Source organism: Paraburkholderia sp. BR14374, from assembly GCF_040948685.1.
Taxonomy (GTDB): Bacteria; Pseudomonadota; Gammaproteobacteria; order Burkholderiales; family Burkholderiaceae; genus Paraburkholderia; species Paraburkholderia youngii.
Genome location: NZ_JBFPKF010000002.1, coordinates 612,438 through 631,427, shown reverse-complemented (window position 1 = coordinate 631,427; position 18,990 = coordinate 612,438). Strand labels below are relative to the sequence as shown.

The following is an 18,990-nucleotide window of genomic DNA, read 5'->3' as shown; positions in this document are numbered from 1 at the left end:
CCTCTCCAATTTTTCACTGTCTGCATGTCCGACAATTTGACCCCCGGAAAGGACCCCTCCTCGGGAGGCCGCTCCGGTGCACCCGCCGACCAGCCCGGCTGGGAGCGTGCCGCGCTCGAGCGCATCGCGCTCGCTGCGATCAATGAGCAACGCGCCGCGCGGCGCTGGCGGATTTTTTTCCGTTTCCTGTTCCTCGGAGTGCTCGCACTAGCAGTGTGGGGCGTGCTGAGTTTTTCGGGCGAGCGGGTCGCCACGACTGGCCGACATACGGCGATGGTGTCGCTTGATGGCGAGATCTCGACGGATACGAACGCGAACGCACAAGATGTCAACACTGCCCTCGATTCCGCCTTCGAAGATTCCAATACCGCCGGCGTAATTCTCTATTGCAACAGCCCGGGCGGCAGTCCGGTCCAGGCAGGCATTATCAACAGCGAAGTTCGGCGGTTGCGCGGGAAGTATCCGTCTATTCCGCTGTATGTCGTAGTTGGCGATATGTGCGCGTCAGGCGGCTACTACGCGGCCGCCGCGGCGGAGAAGATCTATGTAGACAAGGCGAGCATCGTCGGTTCGATCGGCGTGCTGATGGACAGCTTCGGTTTCACCGGTCTGATGGACAAGCTGGGGATTCAGCGCCGGCTGCACACTTCGGGAGAGAACAAGGGGTTTTTCGACCCGTTCTCACCTGAAACGCCGAAGATGGACGAGCATGCGCAGGCTATGCTCGATCAAATCCACTCGCAGTTCATCGATGCGGTGCGTCAGGGGCGCGGCAAGCGTCTGCATGAGACACCGGACATGTTCTCGGGTCTGTTCTGGACGGGGCAGAAGAGCGTCGAATTGGGCCTCGCGGACGGTTTTGGTGATGCGGATTACGTCGCGCGAGAGATCTTCAAGGCGCCGGATATCGTCGATTACACGGTAAAAGAGAGCATTACGGACCGCGTTGCGCGCAAATTCGGCGCTGCGGTCGGCGCCGGCGCGGTTCGGGCGATGGCACTCGGCGCAAGAGTGAATCTGCGTTGAACGCAAGAAGTCGGCGCGGTCGGCTTTAGCCGATTGCGCGGGCTTTGTCTTTGCGGGCACGTTTCGGGGCGGCCTGGTGTTCGCTGTCTGCCCCGTACTCGCGCTCAGGCCGCCAGAATCAGAAAGATCGCCGGCCGCTTATGCAGGTCGATCCCAGGCTTCTTTTTCCAGTCCGCAACGCTCCGGCTTGCGATGACTTCGCTCGGCAGCGTCAGATCGACCGCCACACAGACGAGCGTCGACGGCGCGCAGGTCACAAGCAACGTATCGAGCAACGCCCGATTCCGGTACGGCGTTTCGATGAAGATCTGCGTTTGCTTGCTCTTGCGCGACTGTTGCTCGAGATCGCGCAGACGTTTCGCGCGCTCGGCGGCGTCGACGGGCAGGTAGCCGTGAAATGCGAAAGTCTGGCCGTTCAGCCCCGACGCCATAAGCGCGAGCAGAATCGAACTCGGTCCGACCAGCGGCACGACTTTGACGCCGCGCTCGTGCGCGCGTCGCACGAGTAGTGCGCCCGGGTCCGCGACTGCCGGGCAGCCAGCCTCGGAGACGAGGCCTGCGTCGGTGCCCGAGAGCAGCGGCGCGAGCAGCTTGTCGATTTCCCCGCCCGGCGTATTGACGTTCAGTTCGCGAATCTCGATCTCCTGGATCGGCCGTTCGGTGCCGACTTTTTTCAGGAACGCGCGCGTGGTTTTCGCGTTTTCGCCAATGTAATAGTGCAGCGACGCCGCACGGGCGCGCACGGGCGCGGGCAGGACCAGCTCGAGTGCGCTTGCGTCGCCTTCGCCGAGTGTGTTCGGAATCAGATAGAGCGTACCGGTCATCATGCCCCCAGAAGCGGATAGTCGGCCGCGAGCAGCATGTGCGACAACGCGATGAGCGGCAGGCCGACGAGCGCGGTCGGGTCGTCGGAATGGATCGCCTCCAGCAGCGCGATGCCAAGTCCTTCGGATTTGGCGCTGCCGGCCACGTCGTACGGCGTTTCGGCGCGCAGATAGGCGTCGAGGGCCGCGTCCGGCAGGTCGCGAAAGCGCACGCGGGTGATCACATCGACGGTCTGCGCGCTGTCCGTCGCGCTGTCGAACAGACACAGTGCGCTATGGAACAGCACCTCGCGACCACGCATCGCCTGCAACTGCGCGAGCGCCCTGTCGTGCGTGCCGGGTTTGCCGATCTGCAGGCCGTCATAGGTGGCGACCTGGTCGGAGCCGATCACGAGCGCGCGTTCGGCGGCGGCGAGGCCTTTGGCGACCGCGCGCGCTTTGGCTTCGGCAAGGCGCAGCGCAGTGGTATCGGGTGTTTCACCGGCGAGTGGGGTTTCGTCGATCGCGGGCACGACGATGTCGAACGGCACGCGCAGGCGTTCGAGCAACTCGCGGCGATACTGCGAACTCGACGCCAGAATCAGGCGTGGCGGGCGTTTGGAGGAATCAGACATGGTTTGCGGGCAACGGAAGAGGCAGGTCGTACGGGGTCGCGCGAGGCTCGTGTGCGTACGGGCTTAAGTGTTTGACTCGAAAAGACAAAACGGATATGATTTTGGGCTTTTCACGGTATGCTTGCGCCTGAAGGGTCTCGGCGCGTTCAGCGGCTTTCGGCAGCCGGAAGGTCGAAGAAAGCTCGGCAGGTTGAACGCAATGGCCACTGGCGCCTACAGGCTGCCTCGCACACCGGATTATCTTCGCGGCGGATCTGATCGTCCTTCGCGAATCACCCCGGCAACTTGCTTGCCGACGCAGGAGCGCACATGACTCAACATCCTGGCAAACCTGCAGGTCCGTCCGACCGGCATGAACTCGATCTGTTCGAATTTGCGCGAAGTGGGCGTCAGGCTGCGGGTGTCGTGCGCGTCTCGCAACTGCCGCGCATGTTAAACGAAGTCCCGGCGGAAGCGCCAGATCGCGACACCGCGTTCACATGGCAGGCCGAAGGGACGACGCAACCGGAATTGCAGGACGACGGCACCGAAGGTCCCCAGCCTTATCTGCGGCTGGCGATTCATGGTGCCGCGTGGCTCGAATGCCAGCGGTGCTTGACGCCGTATTCGCAGGCGTTCAACGTCGATGCAACTTACCGGATCGTCAGTACGGAGGCGGAAGCCGAAGAGTTTCCGCTCGACGAGGATGAAGTCGAGGTGATCGTGGGCTCGCGCCAGTTCGATCTCATCGACTTGATCGAAGAAGAGTTGCTGCTTTCCTTGCCGCTCGTGCCGAAACACGAGGTCTGTCCTGAAGTGCACGAGAGCCTTGTCTCGGGTGCGGACGGCAGCGAAGGGGAGGGTGACGAAGCCGCGCAGCACGAAGCTGGCGATGTCGGCGAGGCGGATCAATCCAGCGAGCGGCGCAATCCGTTCGCGGCGCTCGAGAGTCTGAGGCGCGACGGACCGGGCGGCAAGAAGCACTGAATAGTTGCAGGGGGCGCGATGCTGGCGCATTGGCTATTCGGCCAGTGGTTAAGTCCGTATCGGGCTGTGTTAGAATTCGGAAAATTTTTTGGAGTTTTAGTCATGGCAGTTCAACAAAACAAGAAGTCGCCGTCGAAGCGCGGCATGCACCGTTCGCACGATTTCCTGACGGCAGCGCCGCTGGCTGTCGAGCCGAGCACGGGCGAAGTGCATCTGCGTCACCACATTAGCCCGAACGGCTACTATCGCGGCAAGAAAGTCGTCAAGACGAAGAACGACTAATCGTCGACTGCGATGCGCCCTGTGGCGTTTCGCGTAGCGATCGGCTCGCTTGACATTTTCCCGGTTCGGCAAAAAGGCGGCATTCAACTGCCGCTTTTTTGTGTCTGAAATTCGTCGCACTCCATGACAGTAAAGCTCACGATAGATTGCATGGGAGGCGACCACGGCCCGTCCGTGACCGTTCCCGCTGCCGTCAACTTCGTTCGTTCGCATCCCGATGCGCAGTTGCTGCTCGTCGGCATTGAAAGTGCGATTCGTGCGCAGCTGAAGAAGCTCAAGGCTCAGGATCTGCCGGCGCTGACCGTCGTGCCTGCTACCGAGGTCGTCGCGATGGACGATCCGGTCGAGGTCGCGCTGCGCAAGAAAAAAGATTCGTCGATGCGCGTGGCGCTGAATCGCGTGAAGGAAGGCGAGGCCCAAGCCTGCATTTCCGCCGGTAACACCGGCGCACTGATGGCGGTCTCGCGTTATGTGCTGAAAACGCTGTCGGGTATCGAACGCCCGGCCATCGCGTTCGCCCTGCCCAATCCCACCGGCTATACGATGATGCTCGACCTGGGCGCCAACGTCGACTGCGAGCCGCAGCACCTGCTGCAGTTCGCCGAGATGGGGCACGCGCTGGTGTCCGCGCTCGAAGGCAAAGAGCGGCCCACCATTGGCCTGCTCAACATCGGCGAAGAAGTCATCAAGGGCAACGACATCATCAAGCGCGCCGGCGAACTGCTGCGTGCGAGTACACTGAACTTTCATGGCAATGTCGAAGGCGACGACATCTACAAGGGCACCGTCGACGTAATCGTCTGCGATGGCTTTGTCGGCAATGTCGCGCTGAAGACGTCGGAAGGTCTCGCGCAGATGCTGTCCAACATCATCAAGGAAGAGTTTGGCCGTTCGTGGCTGACCAAGGTGATGGCGGTGCTCGCGCTGCCGGTATTGATGCGCTTCAAGAAACGCGTCGACCATCGGCAATACAATGGCGCCGCGCTGCTCGGCTTGCGCGGTCTCGTGATCAAAAGCCACGGTTCCGCCGATGCCTACGCGTTTGAGTGGGCTATCAAACGCGGGTATGATGCCGTCAAAAACGGCGTGCTGGAGCGCCTTGCGCGAGCGATGGAAGAGAACGCAGGTTCTCTCGAACAGGCGGCGCGCGACGCAAGCGGTGCGGGTCACGCAAGCCCGATCGCAGGCCAGCCGGCCGAGCCCTACGCTGCGCAATCCTCGAAGGCATAATGGCTCAATCCACAATCTACTCCCGCGTGCTGGGCACCGGCAGCTACCTGCCGTCCAACCGCGTCACCAATCAGGATCTGGCTGAGCGTCTCGCCAAGCAAGGTGTCGAAACGAGCGACGAATGGATCGTCGCGCGCACGGGCATCCATGCCCGCCACTTCGCCGATCCCGACGTCACGACCAGCGACCTCGCGTTGATCGCCTCGCAGCGCGCGATCGAAGCGGCGGACATCGATCCCCAGTCCATCGATCTGATCGTCGTCGCCACTTCCACACCGGACTTTGTATTCCCAAGCACCGCCTGCCTGCTGCAGAACAAGCTCGGCATCAAGAATCAGGGCGCCGCGTTCGACGTGCAGGCGGTCTGCTCAGGCTTCGCTTACGCCGTCGCGACAGTGGACAGTCTGATTCGCACCGGTCAGCATCGCACGGCCCTCGTGGTCGGCGCGGAAACCTTCTCGCGCATCCTCGATTTCAACGACCGCACCACCTGCGTGCTGTTCGGCGACGGCGCCGGCGCGGTGATCCTGCAGGCCTCCGACGAACCGGGCGTGCTCTCGAGCGCGCTGCACGCGGACGGCAGCCATTCGAACATTCTGTGCACGCCGGGCAACGTGAACGGCGGCGTGGTCGCTGGCAGCGCGTTCCTGCACATGGACGGCCAGGCGGTGTTCAAGCTTGCCGTCAACGTGCTGGAGAAGGTCGCAATCGAAGCATTGGAAAAAGCCGATCTGAAGCCCGAGCAGATCGACTGGCTGATTCCGCATCAGGCCAATATCCGCATCATGCAAAGCACCTGCCGCAAGCTCGGCCTGCCGCAGGAGCGCATGGTCGTCACGGTCGGCGAGCACGGCAATACGTCGGCGGCGTCCATTCCGCTTGCACTCGACGTCGCGGTGCGCGACGGCCGCATCAAGCGCGGCCAGAACGTGCTGATCGAGGGCGTCGGCGGCGGCTTCACGTGGGGCGCGTCGGTCATTCGCTACTGAGCGCGACGACGCATCGCAGGGCGTAGCTGGCGGCGCCTGCGCGGCCGGAGTAATGCCGTGCGCCATCGGGCAGCCGCGGCCGGCAGCCACATCCGATTAAACAGATTTTGGGGACGATATGAAATTCGCGTTCGTTTTTCCTGGGCAGGGCTCGCAGGCGGTCGGCATGCTCAATGCATTTGCCGGTCACGCAGTCGTGCGTGAGACGGTTCAGGAAGCCTCCGACGCACTCAACCAGGACCTCGGCAAGCTGATCGCCGAAGGCCCCGCCGAAGATCTCAATCTCACCACCAACACCCAGCCGGTCATGCTGACCGCGGCCTACGCTACCTATCGCGCGTGGCAGCAGGCGGGCGGCCCGGCGCCGGCGATCGTCGCCGGCCATAGCCTCGGCGAATACACGGCGCTCGTCGCGGCCGGCGCGCTAGCTTTCCGCGACGCGGTGCCGCTCGTACGTTTCCGCGCCCAGACGATGCAAACCGCGGTGCCGGTGGGCGAAGGCGGCATGGCCGCGATTCTCGGCCTCGACGACGACACGGTGCGCGCGGTCTGCGCGGAAGCGTCGGTCGCGGGCGTCGTCGAAGCGGTCAATTTCAATGCGCCGGCGCAAGTCGTGATCGCGGGCCACAAGGCCGCGGTCGAGAAAGCCTGTGAATTCGCGAAGGCGAAAGGTGCGAAGCGCGCGCTGCCGCTGCCGGTGTCGGCGCCGTTCCACTCGTCGCTGCTCAAGCCGGCGTCGGATCAATTGCGCGAATACCTCGCGAGCATCGACGTGCAGGTGCCGTCGATTCCCGTCATCAACAACGTCGACGTCGCCGTGGTCAACGAGCCGGCCAAAATCAAGGACGCGCTGGTGCGCCAGGCGGCTGGTGCGGTGCGCTGGGTCGAATGCGTGCAGGCAATGGCCGCGCAGGGCGTCACGCACGTGATCGAATGCGGGCCGGGCAAGGTACTTGCGGGTTTGACCAAGCGCATCGACGGCAATCTCGGCGGCGCATCGGTGTTCGATCCGGCATCGCTCGAAGAAACGCTGAAGCTCGTGACGGCAGGCTGAGCGCTTTCGCGAGCGGGTATCGGCAGAGCCGTGCCGCGCTGGCGCGGCATCCCTCGACAGACGAATCAACAAGAATCAATGAGCCCTATTTGAAGGGCATCCGGACTGACAGATGGAAAAGACTCTCGACAAGCAGATCGCAATCGTAACGGGCGCATCGCGCGGCATCGGCCGTGCGATCGCGATGGAACTCGCGCGTCAGGGCGCGACGGTCATCGGCACCGCGACCAGCGAAAGCGGCGCGACGGCGATCACCGAGGCGTTCAAGGCGGCCGGGGTGAGCGGCCGCGGCGCGGTGCTCGACGTCAACGACGCGGCCGCGGCCGAAGCGCTGATCGACGGCACGGTCAAGGAATTCGGCGCGCTGAACGTGCTGGTGAACAACGCCGGCATCACGCAGGATCAACTGGCGATGCGCATGAAGGACGACGACTGGGACGCGGTGGTCGACACCAACCTGAAGTCCGTGTTCCGTCTGTCGCGTGCGGTGCTGCGCCCGATGATGAAAGCGAAGGGCGGCCGGATCATCAATATCACGTCGGTGGTCGGCTCGGCCGGCAACCCTGGCCAGATCAACTACGCGGCCGCGAAGGCGGGCGTCGCGGGCATGACGCGCGCGCTCGCGCGCGAGATCGGCAGCCGTGGCATCACGGTCAACTGCGTGGCACCTGGCTTCATCGATACCGACATGACCAAGGCGCTGCCCGAAGAGCAGCAGACCGTGCTGAAAACGCAGATTCCGCTCGGCCGTCTCGGCAGCCCGGAAGATATCGCGCACGCGGTCGCTTTCCTCGCGTCGCCGCAAGCGGGCTACATCACCGGCACGACGCTGCACGTGAACGGCGGCATGTACATGCAGTAACCAAATTCGGTTACTATCCGCGCCTTGATGCGTTCGCAGAAGCACGAGGCGCATGCGTTGACAGGAACCCGAAGCGCCGCTTTTTTGCCGGGTCAAACCTGATAAAATGCGCGCACCTGTATTTTTGAACTTCTTTTCCCTTGGAGGGGTAATGGACAATATCGAACAGCGCGTCAAGAAGATCGTCGCGGAACAACTGGGCGTTGCGGAAGCGGAAATCAAGAACGAAGCGTCGTTCGTGAACGATCTGGGCGCCGACTCGCTGGACACCGTTGAGCTCGTGATGGCCCTCGAAGACGAATTCGGCATGGAAATTCCGGATGAAGAAGCCGAGAAGATCACCACCGTTCAGCAAGCGATCGACTACGCTCGCGCGAACGTCAAGGCCTAAGGTCATTCGCGCCTGCGTTTCTGCACGGGTCGCGCATGACGCCCTGCCGTGCCGCTTGCCGGCGCCAGCAGGGTCGGCGCTATGGGGTGTGTCCATTGACACGCCATACGCCACGCCGCTTGCCACGCAGGAGCCAGCGATGTTGACAGCGCAACTTTCCGCGCGATTGCCGACTTAAACAGCCACAGGGCACACAGGGCGATTCCTGTGGGCGCTGTGGCTTTTGCTTTTGTCATCTATGAAAAAGGGGTTACCGTGAGCCGCCGTCGTGTTGTTGTTACAGGCCTGGGGCTGATTTCGCCTGTTGGCAATAATGTTGCCGATGGCTGGGCCAATCTGGTCGCCGGCAAGTCTGGGATTGCCAATATCACGAAGTTCGATGCGTCGAACTTCTCGACTCGTTTCGCCGGCGAGGTGAAGGGCTTCAATATCGAGGACTACATCCCCGGTAAGGAAGCGCGCCACATGGATACGTTCATCCACTACGGCGTGGCCGCGGGCATCCAGGCGATGCAGGACAGCGGGCTGGAAGTCACCGACGAGAATTCGGAGCGCATTGGCGTGGTGGTCGGTTCGGGCATCGGCGGTCTGCCGATGATCGAAATCACCCAAACCGAACTGCTCAATCGCGGCCCGCGCCGCATTTCGCCGTTCTTCGTGCCGGCTTCGATCATCAACATGATCTCCGGCCACCTGTCGATCAAGTTCGGCATCAAGGGTCCGAATCTGTCGATCGTCACCGCGTGCACGACCGGTCTTCACTGCATCGGCGAGGCTTCGCGCCTGATCGAATACGGCGACGCCGACGTGATGATTGCCGGCGGCGCGGAATCGACCGTGTCCCCGCTCGGTATCGGCGGCTTTGCGGCGGCGCGCGCGCTGTCGCAACGCAATGACGATCCGGCAACCGCTAGCCGTCCGTGGGACAAAGACCGCGACGGCTTCGTGCTCGGCGAAGGCGCGGGCGTGATGGTGCTCGAAGAATACGAGCACGCGAAGGCGCGTGGCGCGAAGATCTACGCGGAAATCGGCGGCTACGGCATGAGCGGCGATGCGTACCACATGACCGCGCCGCTCGAAGACGGCGACGGCGCACGCCGCTGCATGCTCGCAGCGCTGAAGAACGCGGGCATCAACGGCGATCAGGTGAACTACCTGAACGCGCACGGCACGTCCACGCCGCTCGGCGATCTGGCGGAAACGACCGGCATCAAGCGGGCGTTCGGCGACCACTCGAAGGACATGGTCGTCAATTCGACCAAGTCGATGACGGGTCACCTGCTGGGCGGCGCCGGCGGTCTGGAGTCGGTGTTCACGGTGCTCGCCGTGCATCACCAGGTCTCGCCTCCGACCATCAACATCTTCAACCAGGACCCGGCCTGTGATCTCGATTACTGCGCAAACACCGCGCGGGACATGAAGATCGACGTCGCGCTGAAGAACTCGTTTGGGTTCGGCGGTACGAACGGCACGCTGGTGTTCAAGCGCGCCTGATCACGGGTGACGCATCAGTTCGCGACGCCGGCTTCGCCGGCGCTTTCCCCCGCACCGGCAACGATGAGCAGGACGACGCAGCGGATTGCGTTGCGTCGCTCTGTCGCAATGCGTGCCGCGGCGGGGGCGTTCGTGCTGATTGCGACGTTAGCCGTTTATACCTGCCTCGCGCCGCGCTTGGGCGCGTGGCCGGCCGCTGCGTTGACGCTCGCCGTCGCAGCGGTCCTTGCACTGTGCGCGGCTAGGCATGACGCGGCGCAGCCCGCCGCGCTGCATATCGCGATGGGCGAGATTTCCGCCTGGAACCGCGCAGGTGAATTGCTCGCGCGAGGTCGCGTCGTCGGCTGCGCGCAGTGGAGCAGCCGTTTGTTGGTGCTCGCGCTCGCGCCCGAGAGTGGTCGAAGGCGTGGCCTCATGCGTGCGTCGCTGGGCCGTACGCGCTCCCTGCTGCTCGCCGCCGACGCGCTGCCGCCCAATGTTTTCCGCGAACTTTCCGTGCTGGGCCGGCGTGCGGCCGGCGCCTGACTGTAACGACTGTAACCGCTGTTACCGTAGTAACGTGCCCTCACGAGGGGGACGCTACAATGGTCCCCCGCCATGCGCCCTATAGTTAACGGATTTATCAGGTGAGCGAAAAAGAAATTGATCAGGTGCTGGTCGAGCGCGTCCAGAAGGGCGACAAGGCCGCGTTCGAGCTTCTGGTCTCCAAATACCACCGCAAGATTCTCCGGCTGATCTCGCGTCTCGTGCGGGACCCCGCCGAAGTCGAAGACGTCGCACAGGACGCGTTTATCAAGGCGTATCGCGCGTTGCCGCAGTTTCGCGGCGAGTCGGCGTTTTATACGTGGTTGTACCGGATTGCGGTCAATACCGCGAAGAACTACCTTGCCACCCAGGGCCGGCGCGCGCCGACCTCGACCGAAGCGGATGCTGAAGAAGCTGAAACTTTCTCCGACGCTGACCAACTAAGGGATATCAACACGCCTGAGTCGATGTTGATGAGCAAGCAGATCGCCGAGACGGTCAATGCTGCGATGGCGGTTTTACCGGAAGAATTGCGCACCGCCATTACTCTTCGAGAAATTGAGGGTTTGAGCTACGAGGAAATCGCTGAGATGATGGGTTGCCCGATTGGCACAGTCAGATCACGAATTTTCCGCGCTCGCGAAGCCATTGCGGCAAAATTGCGACCGTTGCTTGACACACCCGAAGGCAAGCGCTGGTAGAGGTTTTTGAGCGTCCAGCAGGCTTGGCGGGGCAGCGGCGCAATATCTGGATTAGTGGTGTCACTACGGGGTATTTGGAAGATGGGGAGCATCATGGGGTCGGTCTCGATGCAATCGCAAGCGGGCTCGCGCGGCGAGCGTCTGTCCGCTTTCGTCGACGGTGAATTGTTTGGCGAAGAGCATCTGAATCTGGACAAGTTTCTTGCGGAACTGGACGGCGATGATCGCGCCGCCTGGTCGAGCTACCACCTGATCGGCGACGCGCTTCGTTCCGACGATCTGGCAGTCAGCCCCGCACGGAGCAGCGCCTTTCTCAGCGGTTTTGCCGCGCGCCTCGAAAGCGAGCCGCATGTGCTGGCGCCAGCCGCCGCGTCCGCGTCGGTCACGCGCCGCCTGCTCGGGCTGCGCCGGCGAGTCGTGCCGGCTTTTGCCGTCGCTGCCGCGGCCGCTACCTTGACTTGGATCGTCGTGCCGCAGCTGCAGGGCGTGCCGGGTGGCCCGGGTGCTCAGCTTGCTTCGCTCCAATCGCACGCCGACCCCGTGCAGCGTGTCGCGATGGCCTCGGTGCCCGCGCAAGACTCCAACATCATTCGCGACGCGAGCCTCGATCAATACCTCGAAGCTCATCAGCAATTCGCGCAGCAACCGGCGATGGCAGGCTCGATGCCGGTGATTCGTGCTGCCTCAGTCTCCACGCAGGGCCAATAGTTTGATGCAGACTCCGCGGTTCAATAAAACGACTATCTGGGGGCGGTTGCCAGCATTTCTGTTCTGTGCAGCCGTGTTGTTGTCCGCTACACCGCGGGTCTTCGCTCAAGACGATCCGGTCGTCGCCCGTCGCACGGCCGCGGAACTGCTCGACCGCATCCATCAGGCCGCCCAGCAGCAGAACTACGAGGGCGCCTTCGTCTATCAGCGCGGCAATTTCGTGCAGACGTCGCACATTGCGCATTACTCCACGCATACGGACGGCGAGTTCGAGCAGCTCGAAAGCCTCGACGGCAAGCCGCGCAAAATGCTGCGCCACAACGACGACATGTACACGTTCCTGCCGGAACGGCGTATCGTGGTCTTCGAAAAGCGGCAGAACAAGGATTCATTCCCCGCGCTGCTGTCCGTGAACGGCGAGCAGGTACTGTCCGTCTACGAGCCGAAGATGCTGGGCGATGACCGCGTCGCGGGCGTCGACAGTCTCGTGATGGAACTCGATCCGAAAGACGCGTACCGGTTCGCGTACAAGCTGTGGGCCGACAAAAAAACCGGTCTGCTGCTGCGCGCGCAGACGCTCGACCCGAGCGGCCAGGTGCTCGAGCAACTGTCGTTTTCGCAGGTCCGCATCGGCGTGCCGGTCGACAAGGCGGGCATCGTCAACGGCATCCGCAATCTCACGGGCTGGACGGTTGTGCGTCCCCCGGTCGAGCCGGTCGACATGGCCGCGCAGGGTTGGCTAATCAATCCGTCGGTGCGGGGGTTCCATATCATCCGTCAGTTGCGCCGTCCGATGGCATCGCGCGAGGCGGGGCAGCCGCCGATCCCGGTCGACCAGGCGGTGTTTTCCGACGGCCTCGCGGCGATTTCGGTTTTCGTCGAACCGGTCGAGAACAACACGCGCAAAGAGGGAACGGGGGATAGCGGCGCGACGCACGTCCTGGTCAAGCGTCAGGGTGACTTCTGGATTACCCTGCTCGGTGAGGTGCCCCAAACCACATTGCAGCAATTCGCGTCTGCCATAGAATACAAAGCTCCGAAGTAACCCTTCCGAATCCTGAAATCCCTCGGCTTGCTACGATATGACGACTTTCTCGGTGCGCAAATTCCTCGCGGCCGTAGTGGTGGCGGCGTGTTTGCCGCTTGTGCCGCATATGGCATCAGCGGCTCCCGCTGCCAATCTGCCCGACTTCACTGACCTCGTCGACAAGGTCGGCCCGGCGGTCGTCAACATTCGCACGACAACGCGCGTGTCGAACGGTAGTACCCGCGGCGGCCTGCCGCCGGGTATGGACGACGGCGATATGTCGGAGTTCTTCCGGCGCTTCTTCGGGATTCCGTTGCCGCAGTCACCGCAATCACCGCGCGGTGGTGATAACGGCGGTGGCGGTGGCGGTGGAGGGGGGGGCGGCAGCGGCGGCAGCCCGGATTCACAGGACAACACCGACCCCGAACAGAACAGCGGGGTGGGCTCGGGCTTCATCCTGTCGGCGGACGGCTACGTGATGACCAACGCGCACGTCGTCGACGACGCGGACACGATCTACGTGACGCTGACCGACAAGCGCGAATTCAAGGCGAAGCTGATCGGGGTCGACGACCGTACCGACGTCGCGGTCGTGAAGATCAACGCGTCGAACCTGCCGACCATCACGATCGGCGATTCAAACAAGGTGCGCGTCGGCGAATGGGTCGTCGCGATCGGCTCGCCGTTCGGTCTCGAAAACACGGTGACGGCCGGTATCGTCAGCGCGAAGGGACGCGACACTGGCGACTACCTGCCGTTCATCCAGACCGACGTAGCCGTCAATCCGGGCAACTCGGGCGGTCCGCTAATCAACATGCAAGGCGAAGTGATCGGCATCAATTCGCAGATTTACAGCCGCACCGGCGGTTTCATGGGCATTTCGTTCGCGATTCCGATCGACGAAGCGATGCGCGTGGCCGATCAGCTGAAGAGTTCGGGCAAGGTGGTGCGCGGCCGCATCGCGGTGGCGATCGGTGAAGTGACGAAAGACGTCGCCGATTCGCTCGGCTTGCCGAAGGCGCAGGGCGCGCTCGTCAGCAGCGTCGAGCCGGGCGGCCCGGCCGACAAGGCCGGCGTGCAGCCGGGCGACATCATCCTGAAGTTCAACGGTCATCCGGTCGAGACCGCGACGGACCTGCCGCGCATGGTCGGCGATACGAAGCCGGGCACGAAGACGTCGATCTCGATCTGGCGCAAGGGTCAGACGCGCGAACTGCCGATCACGATCGCAGAAATGCAGGCGGACAAGGTCGCGAAAGCGGATCAGAAGAAGCCGCAGGCGCCGAAGCAGCGCGCGACCAACGCCCTGGGCATCGCGGTCAGCGACATTCCTGCCGATCAGCAGAAAGCGCTGAAGATTCAGAACGGCGTGCAGATCGACGCGGTCGACGGTCCGGCAGCCCGTGTCGGGCTCCAAAAGGGCGACATCATCTTGCGGGTTGGCGACATGGATGTGACGAGCGCGAAACAGTTCGACGAACTGACCTCGCACCTCGATTCGCAGAAGATGGTCGCGTTGCTGGTGCGTCGCGGCGACAACACGCAGTTTGTGCCAGTCCGTCCGCGCAGCGCGCAGAAATGACGAAGACGGCATCGCTCACGCTCTATGGGCGCGCGTGGTGCCATCTGTGCGAGGACATGCGCGCCGCGCTCGAGCCGTTGCTGGCCGAGTTCGGAGCGCAACTGGCGGTGATCGACGTCGACCGCGATCCGTTGCTCGAAGCGCGTTACAACGAGTTGGTGCCGGTGCTGGTATGCGATGGCGTCGAGTTGTGCCACTACCATCTCGACGAAGCGCGAGTGCGCGCAGCATTGGCGGCGCATGCGTCGCGTGTGGCGGCGGCGTCCTGATATACATCCGCGCGGCATGGCGATTCGCGCGATCCATGCGCGTGTTTGTCGTGACTCGCTGCGATGCGCACGGTAAATTCCTCGCCTCCTCTACGTAGTCTTGAGGCCCGCGCTATGCAAGATGCGCCGGCCGAGGGGCTTTTCGGCTAAAATAGATAGGTTTTTCACCTACTTACAAGGCGTGCTCCGCTATTGTCCGGGCGCGCCTTTTCGCTTGATCGGCACTGAATGGATCATATTCGTAACTTCTCGATCATTGCGCACATCGACCATGGCAAGTCGACGCTCGCCGATCGCATCATCCAGATTTGTGGTGGTCTGTCCGACCGCGAAATGGAAGCTCAGGTGCTCGACTCGATGGATCTCGAGCGCGAGCGCGGCATTACCATCAAGGCGCAAACCGCCGCGTTGTCGTATCGCGCGCGCGACGGCCGAGTCTACAACCTGAACATGATCGACACCCCCGGGCACGTTGACTTCTCGTACGAAGTCAGCCGCTCGCTGTCCGCGTGCGAAGGTGCGCTGCTCGTCGTCGACGCGAGCCAGGGCGTGGAGGCGCAAACCGTCGCCAACTGCTACACGGCCATCGAACTCGGCGTCGAAGTGGTGCCGGTGTTGAACAAGATCGATCTGCCGGCGGCGAACCCCGAAAACGCGATCGCCGAGATCGAGGACGTGATCGGCATCGATGCGACCGACGCCACACATTGCAGCGCGAAGACCGGCTTCGGCGTCGAAGACGTGCTCGAAGCGCTGATCGCGAAAGTACCGCCGCCGAAGGGCGATCCGGAAGCGCCGCTGCAGGCGCTCATCATCGACTCGTGGTTCGACAACTACGTCGGTGTCGTGATGCTCGTGCGCATCGTCAACGGCATGCTGCGTCCGAAGGACAAGATCCGCCTGATGGCAACCGGCGCGCAGTATCCGGTGGAACATATCGGCGTGTTCACGCCGAAGTCGAAGAATCTCGAATCGCTGTCGGCGGGGCAGGTGGGCTTCATCATCGCCGGCATCAAGGAACTCGCGGCGGCGAAGGTCGGCGACACGGTTACGCTGGTGAACCAGCCGGCGGCCGAGCCGCTGCCGGGCTTCAAGGAGGTGAAGCCGCAGGTGTTCGCGGGTCTCTATCCGGTCGAAGCGAACCAGTACGACGCGCTGCGCGACTCGCTCGAAAAGCTGAAGCTGAACGACGCGTCGCTGCAGTACGAGCCGGAAGTGTCGCAAGCGCTCGGTTTCGGGTTCCGCTGCGGCTTCCTCGGTCTGTTGCACATGGAAATCGTGCAGGAACGTCTCGAGCGTGAGTTCGACATGGACCTGATCACGACGGCGCCGACCGTGGTCTACGAAGTTCTGCAGCGCGACGGCACGACCCTGATGGTCGAGAATCCGGCCAAGATGCCGGAGCCATCGAAGATCGAGGAAGTGCGCGAGCCGATCGTCACCGTGAACCTCTACATGCCGCAAGACTACGTCGGCGCGGTGATCACGTTGTGTACGCAGAAGCGCGGCAACCAGATCAACATGCAGTATCACGGTCGTCAGGTCCAGCTGACGTACGAAATCCCGATGGGCGAAGTCGTGCTCGATTTCTTCGATCGTCTGAAGTCGATTTCGCGGGGTTACGCGTCGATGGATTACGAGTTCAAGGAATACCGCGCGTCGGACGTCGTGAAGGTCGACATGCTGATCAACGGCGACAAGGTCGATGCGCTGTCGGTGATCGTGCATCGCTCGCAAAGCCAGTATCGCGGCCGCGAAGTGGCAGCGAAAATGCGCGAGCTGATTCCGCGTCAGATGTACGACGTGGCGGTTCAAGCCACGATCGGTTCGAACATTATCGCGCGCGAAAACATTAAAGCGTTGCGTAAGAACGTGCTGGCAAAATGCTACGGCGGTGATATCACGCGTAAGAAGAAGCTGCTTGAAAAGCAGAAGGCAGGCAAGAAGCGAATGAAGCAGGTGGGCTCGGTTGAAATCCCGCAAGAGGCTTTCCTCGCTATTCTGCGTGTCGAAGACAAATAAGTTGAATAACGGAACCCTATGAATTTCGCGCTGATTCTTTTTGTGCTCGTCGTTTTGACGGGTGTCGCATGGGTCGCGGACAAACTGGTTTTCCTGCCGAAACGGCGCCGCGAGGCGGAAGCCGCAGTCGCCGAATTCGATCGTCAGCAGGCGCGCATCGGCGAGCGTTTCGCCGATGAAAACGCCGCGCAAACCCGCGCGCGTTTGCGTGACGACAAGCTGCGTCAGCCGTGGTGGCTCGAATATACGGCGAGCTTTTTTCCGGTGATTCTGGTGGTGTTCGTCGTGCGCTCGTTCGTGGTCGAGCCGTTCAAGATCCCATCCGGCTCCATGGTGCCGACGCTGCTGGTGGGCGACTTCATCCTCGTCAATAAATTCGAATACGGTCTTCGTTTGCCGATCACCAACACGAGGATCACGCAGGGCCGTCCGGTCCAGCGCGGCGACGTGGTGGTGTTCCGTTATCCGAAAGACGAATCGGTCGACTACATCAAGCGTGTGATTGGCCTGCCGGGCGATGTGGTCGAGTATCAGGACAAGAAGTTGACCGTCAACGGCAAGCCGGTGCCAGAAACGCCGCTGCCCGATTATCTCGACGAAGAGCGGCTCGGCTATGCGAAGCAGTTCCAGGAAGATATCGACGGCCGCAAGAACGCGATTCTGAATAATCCGGCGGTGCCGCCGTTCATCGTTGGTGCGGAAGACTTCCCCTATCGCGACAACTGCCAATACAACGCACGTGGCGTGATCTGCAAAGTGCCGCCGGGCAACTTCTTCATGATGGGCGATAACCGAGACAACAGCGCGGATAGCCGGTACTGGGGTTTTGCGCCTGAACGCAATATCGTCGGCCGCGCATTTTTCATCTGGATGAACTTCAGCGATCTGCGACGCATCGGCTCCTTCCAGTGAGTCGTGTGCATTGATCGCTTCGTGATCACTTCATGAGCGGTCACACGCCGCGCGAATAACCGGCACCGGTTATCTCGGTCGCGGCGTGTTGTCATGCTACTTTAAGAACTCGCGGTAACGTCGCTTCACCACGCTTTTTCCTCTGGCGCCCCGCCTTTCCGCCGGGTCAGGCGCCCGCGTTATACTCTGCCCATGCCTCTATCTCCGTTGGAAAGCCGTTTGCGCTATGAATTTCGCAATGCGGAATTGCTGCGCCAGGCTTTAACACACCGCAGTCACAGCTCCACGCACAACGAACGGCTCGAATTTCTCGGCGACTCCGTTCTGAATTGCGCGGTGGCTGCGCTTTTGTTCCAACGTTTCGGCAAACTCGACGAAGGCGATCTGTCGCGCGTGCGTGCCAATCTGGTCAAACAGCAGTCCCTTTACGAGATTGCTCAGGCACTCAATATCTCCGAGGGCCTGCGCCTCGGCGAGGGTGAATTGCGCAGCGGCGGCTTCCGCCGGCCGTCTATCCTCGCGGATACGCTCGAGGCGGTGCTCGGTGCGATATTTCTCGACGGCGGCTTCGACGCTGCGCAGACGGTTATCAAACGCCTCTACGTGCCAATCCTCGACCATATCGACCCGCGTACGCTCGGCAAGGACGCTAAGACGCTGCTGCAGGAGTATCTGCAGGGCCACAAGATTGCATTGCCTACCTATACGGTCGTCGCCACCCATGGTGCGGCGCACAATCAACAATTCGAAGTCGAATGCACGGTGCCAAAGCTCGACGTCAAGGTGTCCGGCTCGGGCGCGAGCCGTCGCGCGGCGGAGCAGGCGGCCGCAAAGAAAGCGCTCGACGAAGTAATGGCCGCGGCGCCTGCCGTAGTTGCGAAGCCGAAGCGTTCGAAAAGCGCGCGCGCCGCGAAAAACGCCGAGCAGGAAATCGTGCCGGGCGTGACCGGCGTGCAGGCCGCACTGGATTTACGCACACCGGATCGCAAGAGCGCGCGCGGCGAAGGGCGCGCGCCTGCTGCGGTTGAAGCCCACGCCGACAAGTCTGCCGTGGAAAAATCAGCGGCTGAAAGGCCTGCAGCCGAGCGTGCAGCGCCGGGCGCCGCCGGTGCGCCGTTGGCCGTCATCCGTGCCGCGCATGTAGAGTACAGCGGACATGACAAGCCGGAGCGCGCCGAGAAGTCCGAAAAGGCGGAGAGAGCCGACAAGGTTTCGGTGCACTCAGGCGAGAAACCTGTCGACAAGCCGGCCGAAAAACACTCAGCGGACAAGACCCCCGACCTCAAAGCCGACGCGCCGTCACACGCGCGCAGCGCGGAGCGTCAGCGTAACCGCGAAGCCGCGCCGGGCACTGCCTCATCGGGCGTTTCCGCCGCGCCCGCGTCGGTTGTCTCGGCGGCACCTGCCGAACACGAACCCGGCGTCGCCGGCGCGGTGCAAACGCGCGTCGCCGATGCGGGCCATTGATTGCCATCGGCGTGCGCGTCGCGCGCGCCGACCTGAACCTGCCGT

The 18,990-nt window shown here is 62.5% G+C and carries 20 protein-coding genes; 18 read left to right on the top strand and 2 right to left on the bottom strand.

What is annotated here, in order from left to right; genetic code table 11:
- Positions 1–24: 24 nt before the first annotated feature.
- Positions 25–1,026 carry a S49 family peptidase gene (locus AB3X86_RS06820; protein ID WP_368595353.1) on the top strand — a complete coding sequence of 334 codons (1,002 nt, stop codon included), beginning with the start codon at positions 25–27 and terminating at the stop codon, positions 1,024–1,026.
- Positions 1,027–1,130: 104 nt separating this feature from the next.
- Here AB3X86_RS06820 and AB3X86_RS06815 read toward each other — a convergent pair whose 3' ends face one another.
- On the bottom strand, positions 1,131–1,850 hold the full coding sequence (locus AB3X86_RS06815; RefSeq protein ID WP_368595412.1) for an SAM-dependent methyltransferase: 720 nt from the start codon (positions 1,848–1,850) through the stop codon (positions 1,131–1,133).
- Positions 1,850–2,464, bottom strand: a complete 615-nt coding sequence (locus AB3X86_RS06810; RefSeq protein ID WP_368595352.1) for a Maf-like protein — start codon at positions 2,462–2,464, stop codon at positions 1,850–1,852. Before AB3X86_RS06810 ends, AB3X86_RS06815 begins: the two co-directional genes overlap by 1 nt.
- Before the next feature lie 309 nt (positions 2,465–2,773).
- On the opposite strand from AB3X86_RS06810, the gene AB3X86_RS06805 reads away from it, so the two are divergent.
- From AB3X86_RS06805 to rnc, 17 genes are all read left to right on the top strand, one after another.
- A complete protein-coding gene (locus AB3X86_RS06805; protein ID WP_368595351.1) occupies positions 2,774–3,430 on the top strand; it encodes a DUF177 domain-containing protein in 657 nt (218 codons plus the stop codon).
- Between the two features lie 102 nt (positions 3,431–3,532).
- Complete coding sequence (gene rpmF, locus AB3X86_RS06800; RefSeq protein WP_006401275.1) at positions 3,533–3,712, top strand: 50S ribosomal protein L32; 180 nt, start codon at positions 3,533–3,535, stop codon at positions 3,710–3,712.
- 123 nt (positions 3,713–3,835) lie between these two features.
- Entirely contained in the window at positions 3,836–4,942 is a 1,107-nt protein-coding gene (gene plsX, locus AB3X86_RS06795) for a phosphate acyltransferase PlsX (RefSeq protein WP_013090058.1), read from the top strand.
- A complete protein-coding gene (locus tag AB3X86_RS06790; protein ID WP_176124174.1) occupies positions 4,942–5,931 on the top strand; it encodes a beta-ketoacyl-ACP synthase III in 990 nt (329 codons plus the stop codon). Before plsX ends, AB3X86_RS06790 begins: the two co-directional genes overlap by 1 nt.
- A 118-nt stretch (positions 5,932–6,049) precedes the next feature.
- Entirely contained in the window at positions 6,050–6,985 is a 936-nt protein-coding gene (gene fabD / locus AB3X86_RS06785; protein WP_368595350.1) for an ACP S-malonyltransferase, read from the top strand.
- A 112-nt stretch (positions 6,986–7,097) separates the two neighbouring features.
- Positions 7,098–7,847, top strand: coding sequence for a 3-oxoacyl-ACP reductase FabG (gene fabG / locus AB3X86_RS06780; protein WP_176105456.1), 750 nt, complete (start codon positions 7,098–7,100; stop codon positions 7,845–7,847).
- A gap of 151 nt (positions 7,848–7,998) precedes the next feature.
- Positions 7,999–8,238: an acyl carrier protein gene (gene acpP, locus AB3X86_RS06775; protein ID WP_004197638.1), complete on the top strand. Its 240-nt coding sequence runs from the start codon at positions 7,999–8,001 to the stop codon at positions 8,236–8,238.
- Positions 8,239–8,493: 255 nt separating this feature from the next.
- Positions 8,494–9,732: a beta-ketoacyl-ACP synthase II gene (fabF, locus tag AB3X86_RS06770; RefSeq protein ID WP_176105457.1), complete on the top strand. Its 1,239-nt coding sequence runs from the start codon at positions 8,494–8,496 to the stop codon at positions 9,730–9,732.
- Positions 9,733–9,795: 63 nt separating this feature from the next.
- On the top strand, positions 9,796–10,257 hold the full coding sequence (locus AB3X86_RS06765) for a protein YgfX (protein WP_368595349.1): 462 nt from the start codon (positions 9,796–9,798) through the stop codon (positions 10,255–10,257).
- A gap of 101 nt (positions 10,258–10,358) precedes the next feature.
- Positions 10,359–10,958, top strand: coding sequence for an RNA polymerase sigma factor RpoE (gene rpoE, locus AB3X86_RS06760; RefSeq protein ID WP_006051939.1), 600 nt, complete (start codon positions 10,359–10,361; stop codon positions 10,956–10,958).
- A 93-nt stretch (positions 10,959–11,051) separates the two neighbouring features.
- Positions 11,052–11,666, top strand: a complete 615-nt coding sequence (locus AB3X86_RS06755; RefSeq protein ID WP_184226551.1) for a sigma-E factor negative regulatory protein — start codon at positions 11,052–11,054, stop codon at positions 11,664–11,666.
- A gap of 4 nt (positions 11,667–11,670) precedes the next feature.
- Positions 11,671–12,711 carry a MucB/RseB C-terminal domain-containing protein gene (locus AB3X86_RS06750; protein ID WP_368595348.1) on the top strand — a complete coding sequence of 347 codons (1,041 nt, stop codon included), beginning with the start codon at positions 11,671–11,673 and terminating at the stop codon, positions 12,709–12,711.
- A 37-nt stretch (positions 12,712–12,748) separates the two neighbouring features.
- A complete protein-coding gene (locus AB3X86_RS06745) occupies positions 12,749–14,275 on the top strand; it encodes a DegQ family serine endoprotease (protein WP_368595347.1) in 1,527 nt (508 codons plus the stop codon).
- Entirely contained in the window at positions 14,272–14,544 is a 273-nt protein-coding gene (locus AB3X86_RS06740; protein WP_368595346.1) for a glutaredoxin family protein, read from the top strand. Before AB3X86_RS06745 ends, AB3X86_RS06740 begins: the two co-directional genes overlap by 4 nt.
- Before the next feature lie 228 nt (positions 14,545–14,772).
- Positions 14,773–16,566, top strand: a complete 1,794-nt coding sequence (gene lepA, locus AB3X86_RS06735; RefSeq protein ID WP_368595345.1) for a translation elongation factor 4 — start codon at positions 14,773–14,775, stop codon at positions 16,564–16,566.
- 18 nt (positions 16,567–16,584) lie between these two features.
- Positions 16,585–17,478: a signal peptidase I gene (gene lepB, locus AB3X86_RS06730; RefSeq protein ID WP_013090047.1), complete on the top strand. Its 894-nt coding sequence runs from the start codon at positions 16,585–16,587 to the stop codon at positions 17,476–17,478.
- 192 nt (positions 17,479–17,670) lie between these two features.
- Positions 17,671–18,945: a ribonuclease III gene (gene rnc / locus AB3X86_RS06725; protein ID WP_368595344.1), complete on the top strand. Its 1,275-nt coding sequence runs from the start codon at positions 17,671–17,673 to the stop codon at positions 18,943–18,945.
- Positions 18,946–18,990: the final 45 nt, after the last annotated feature.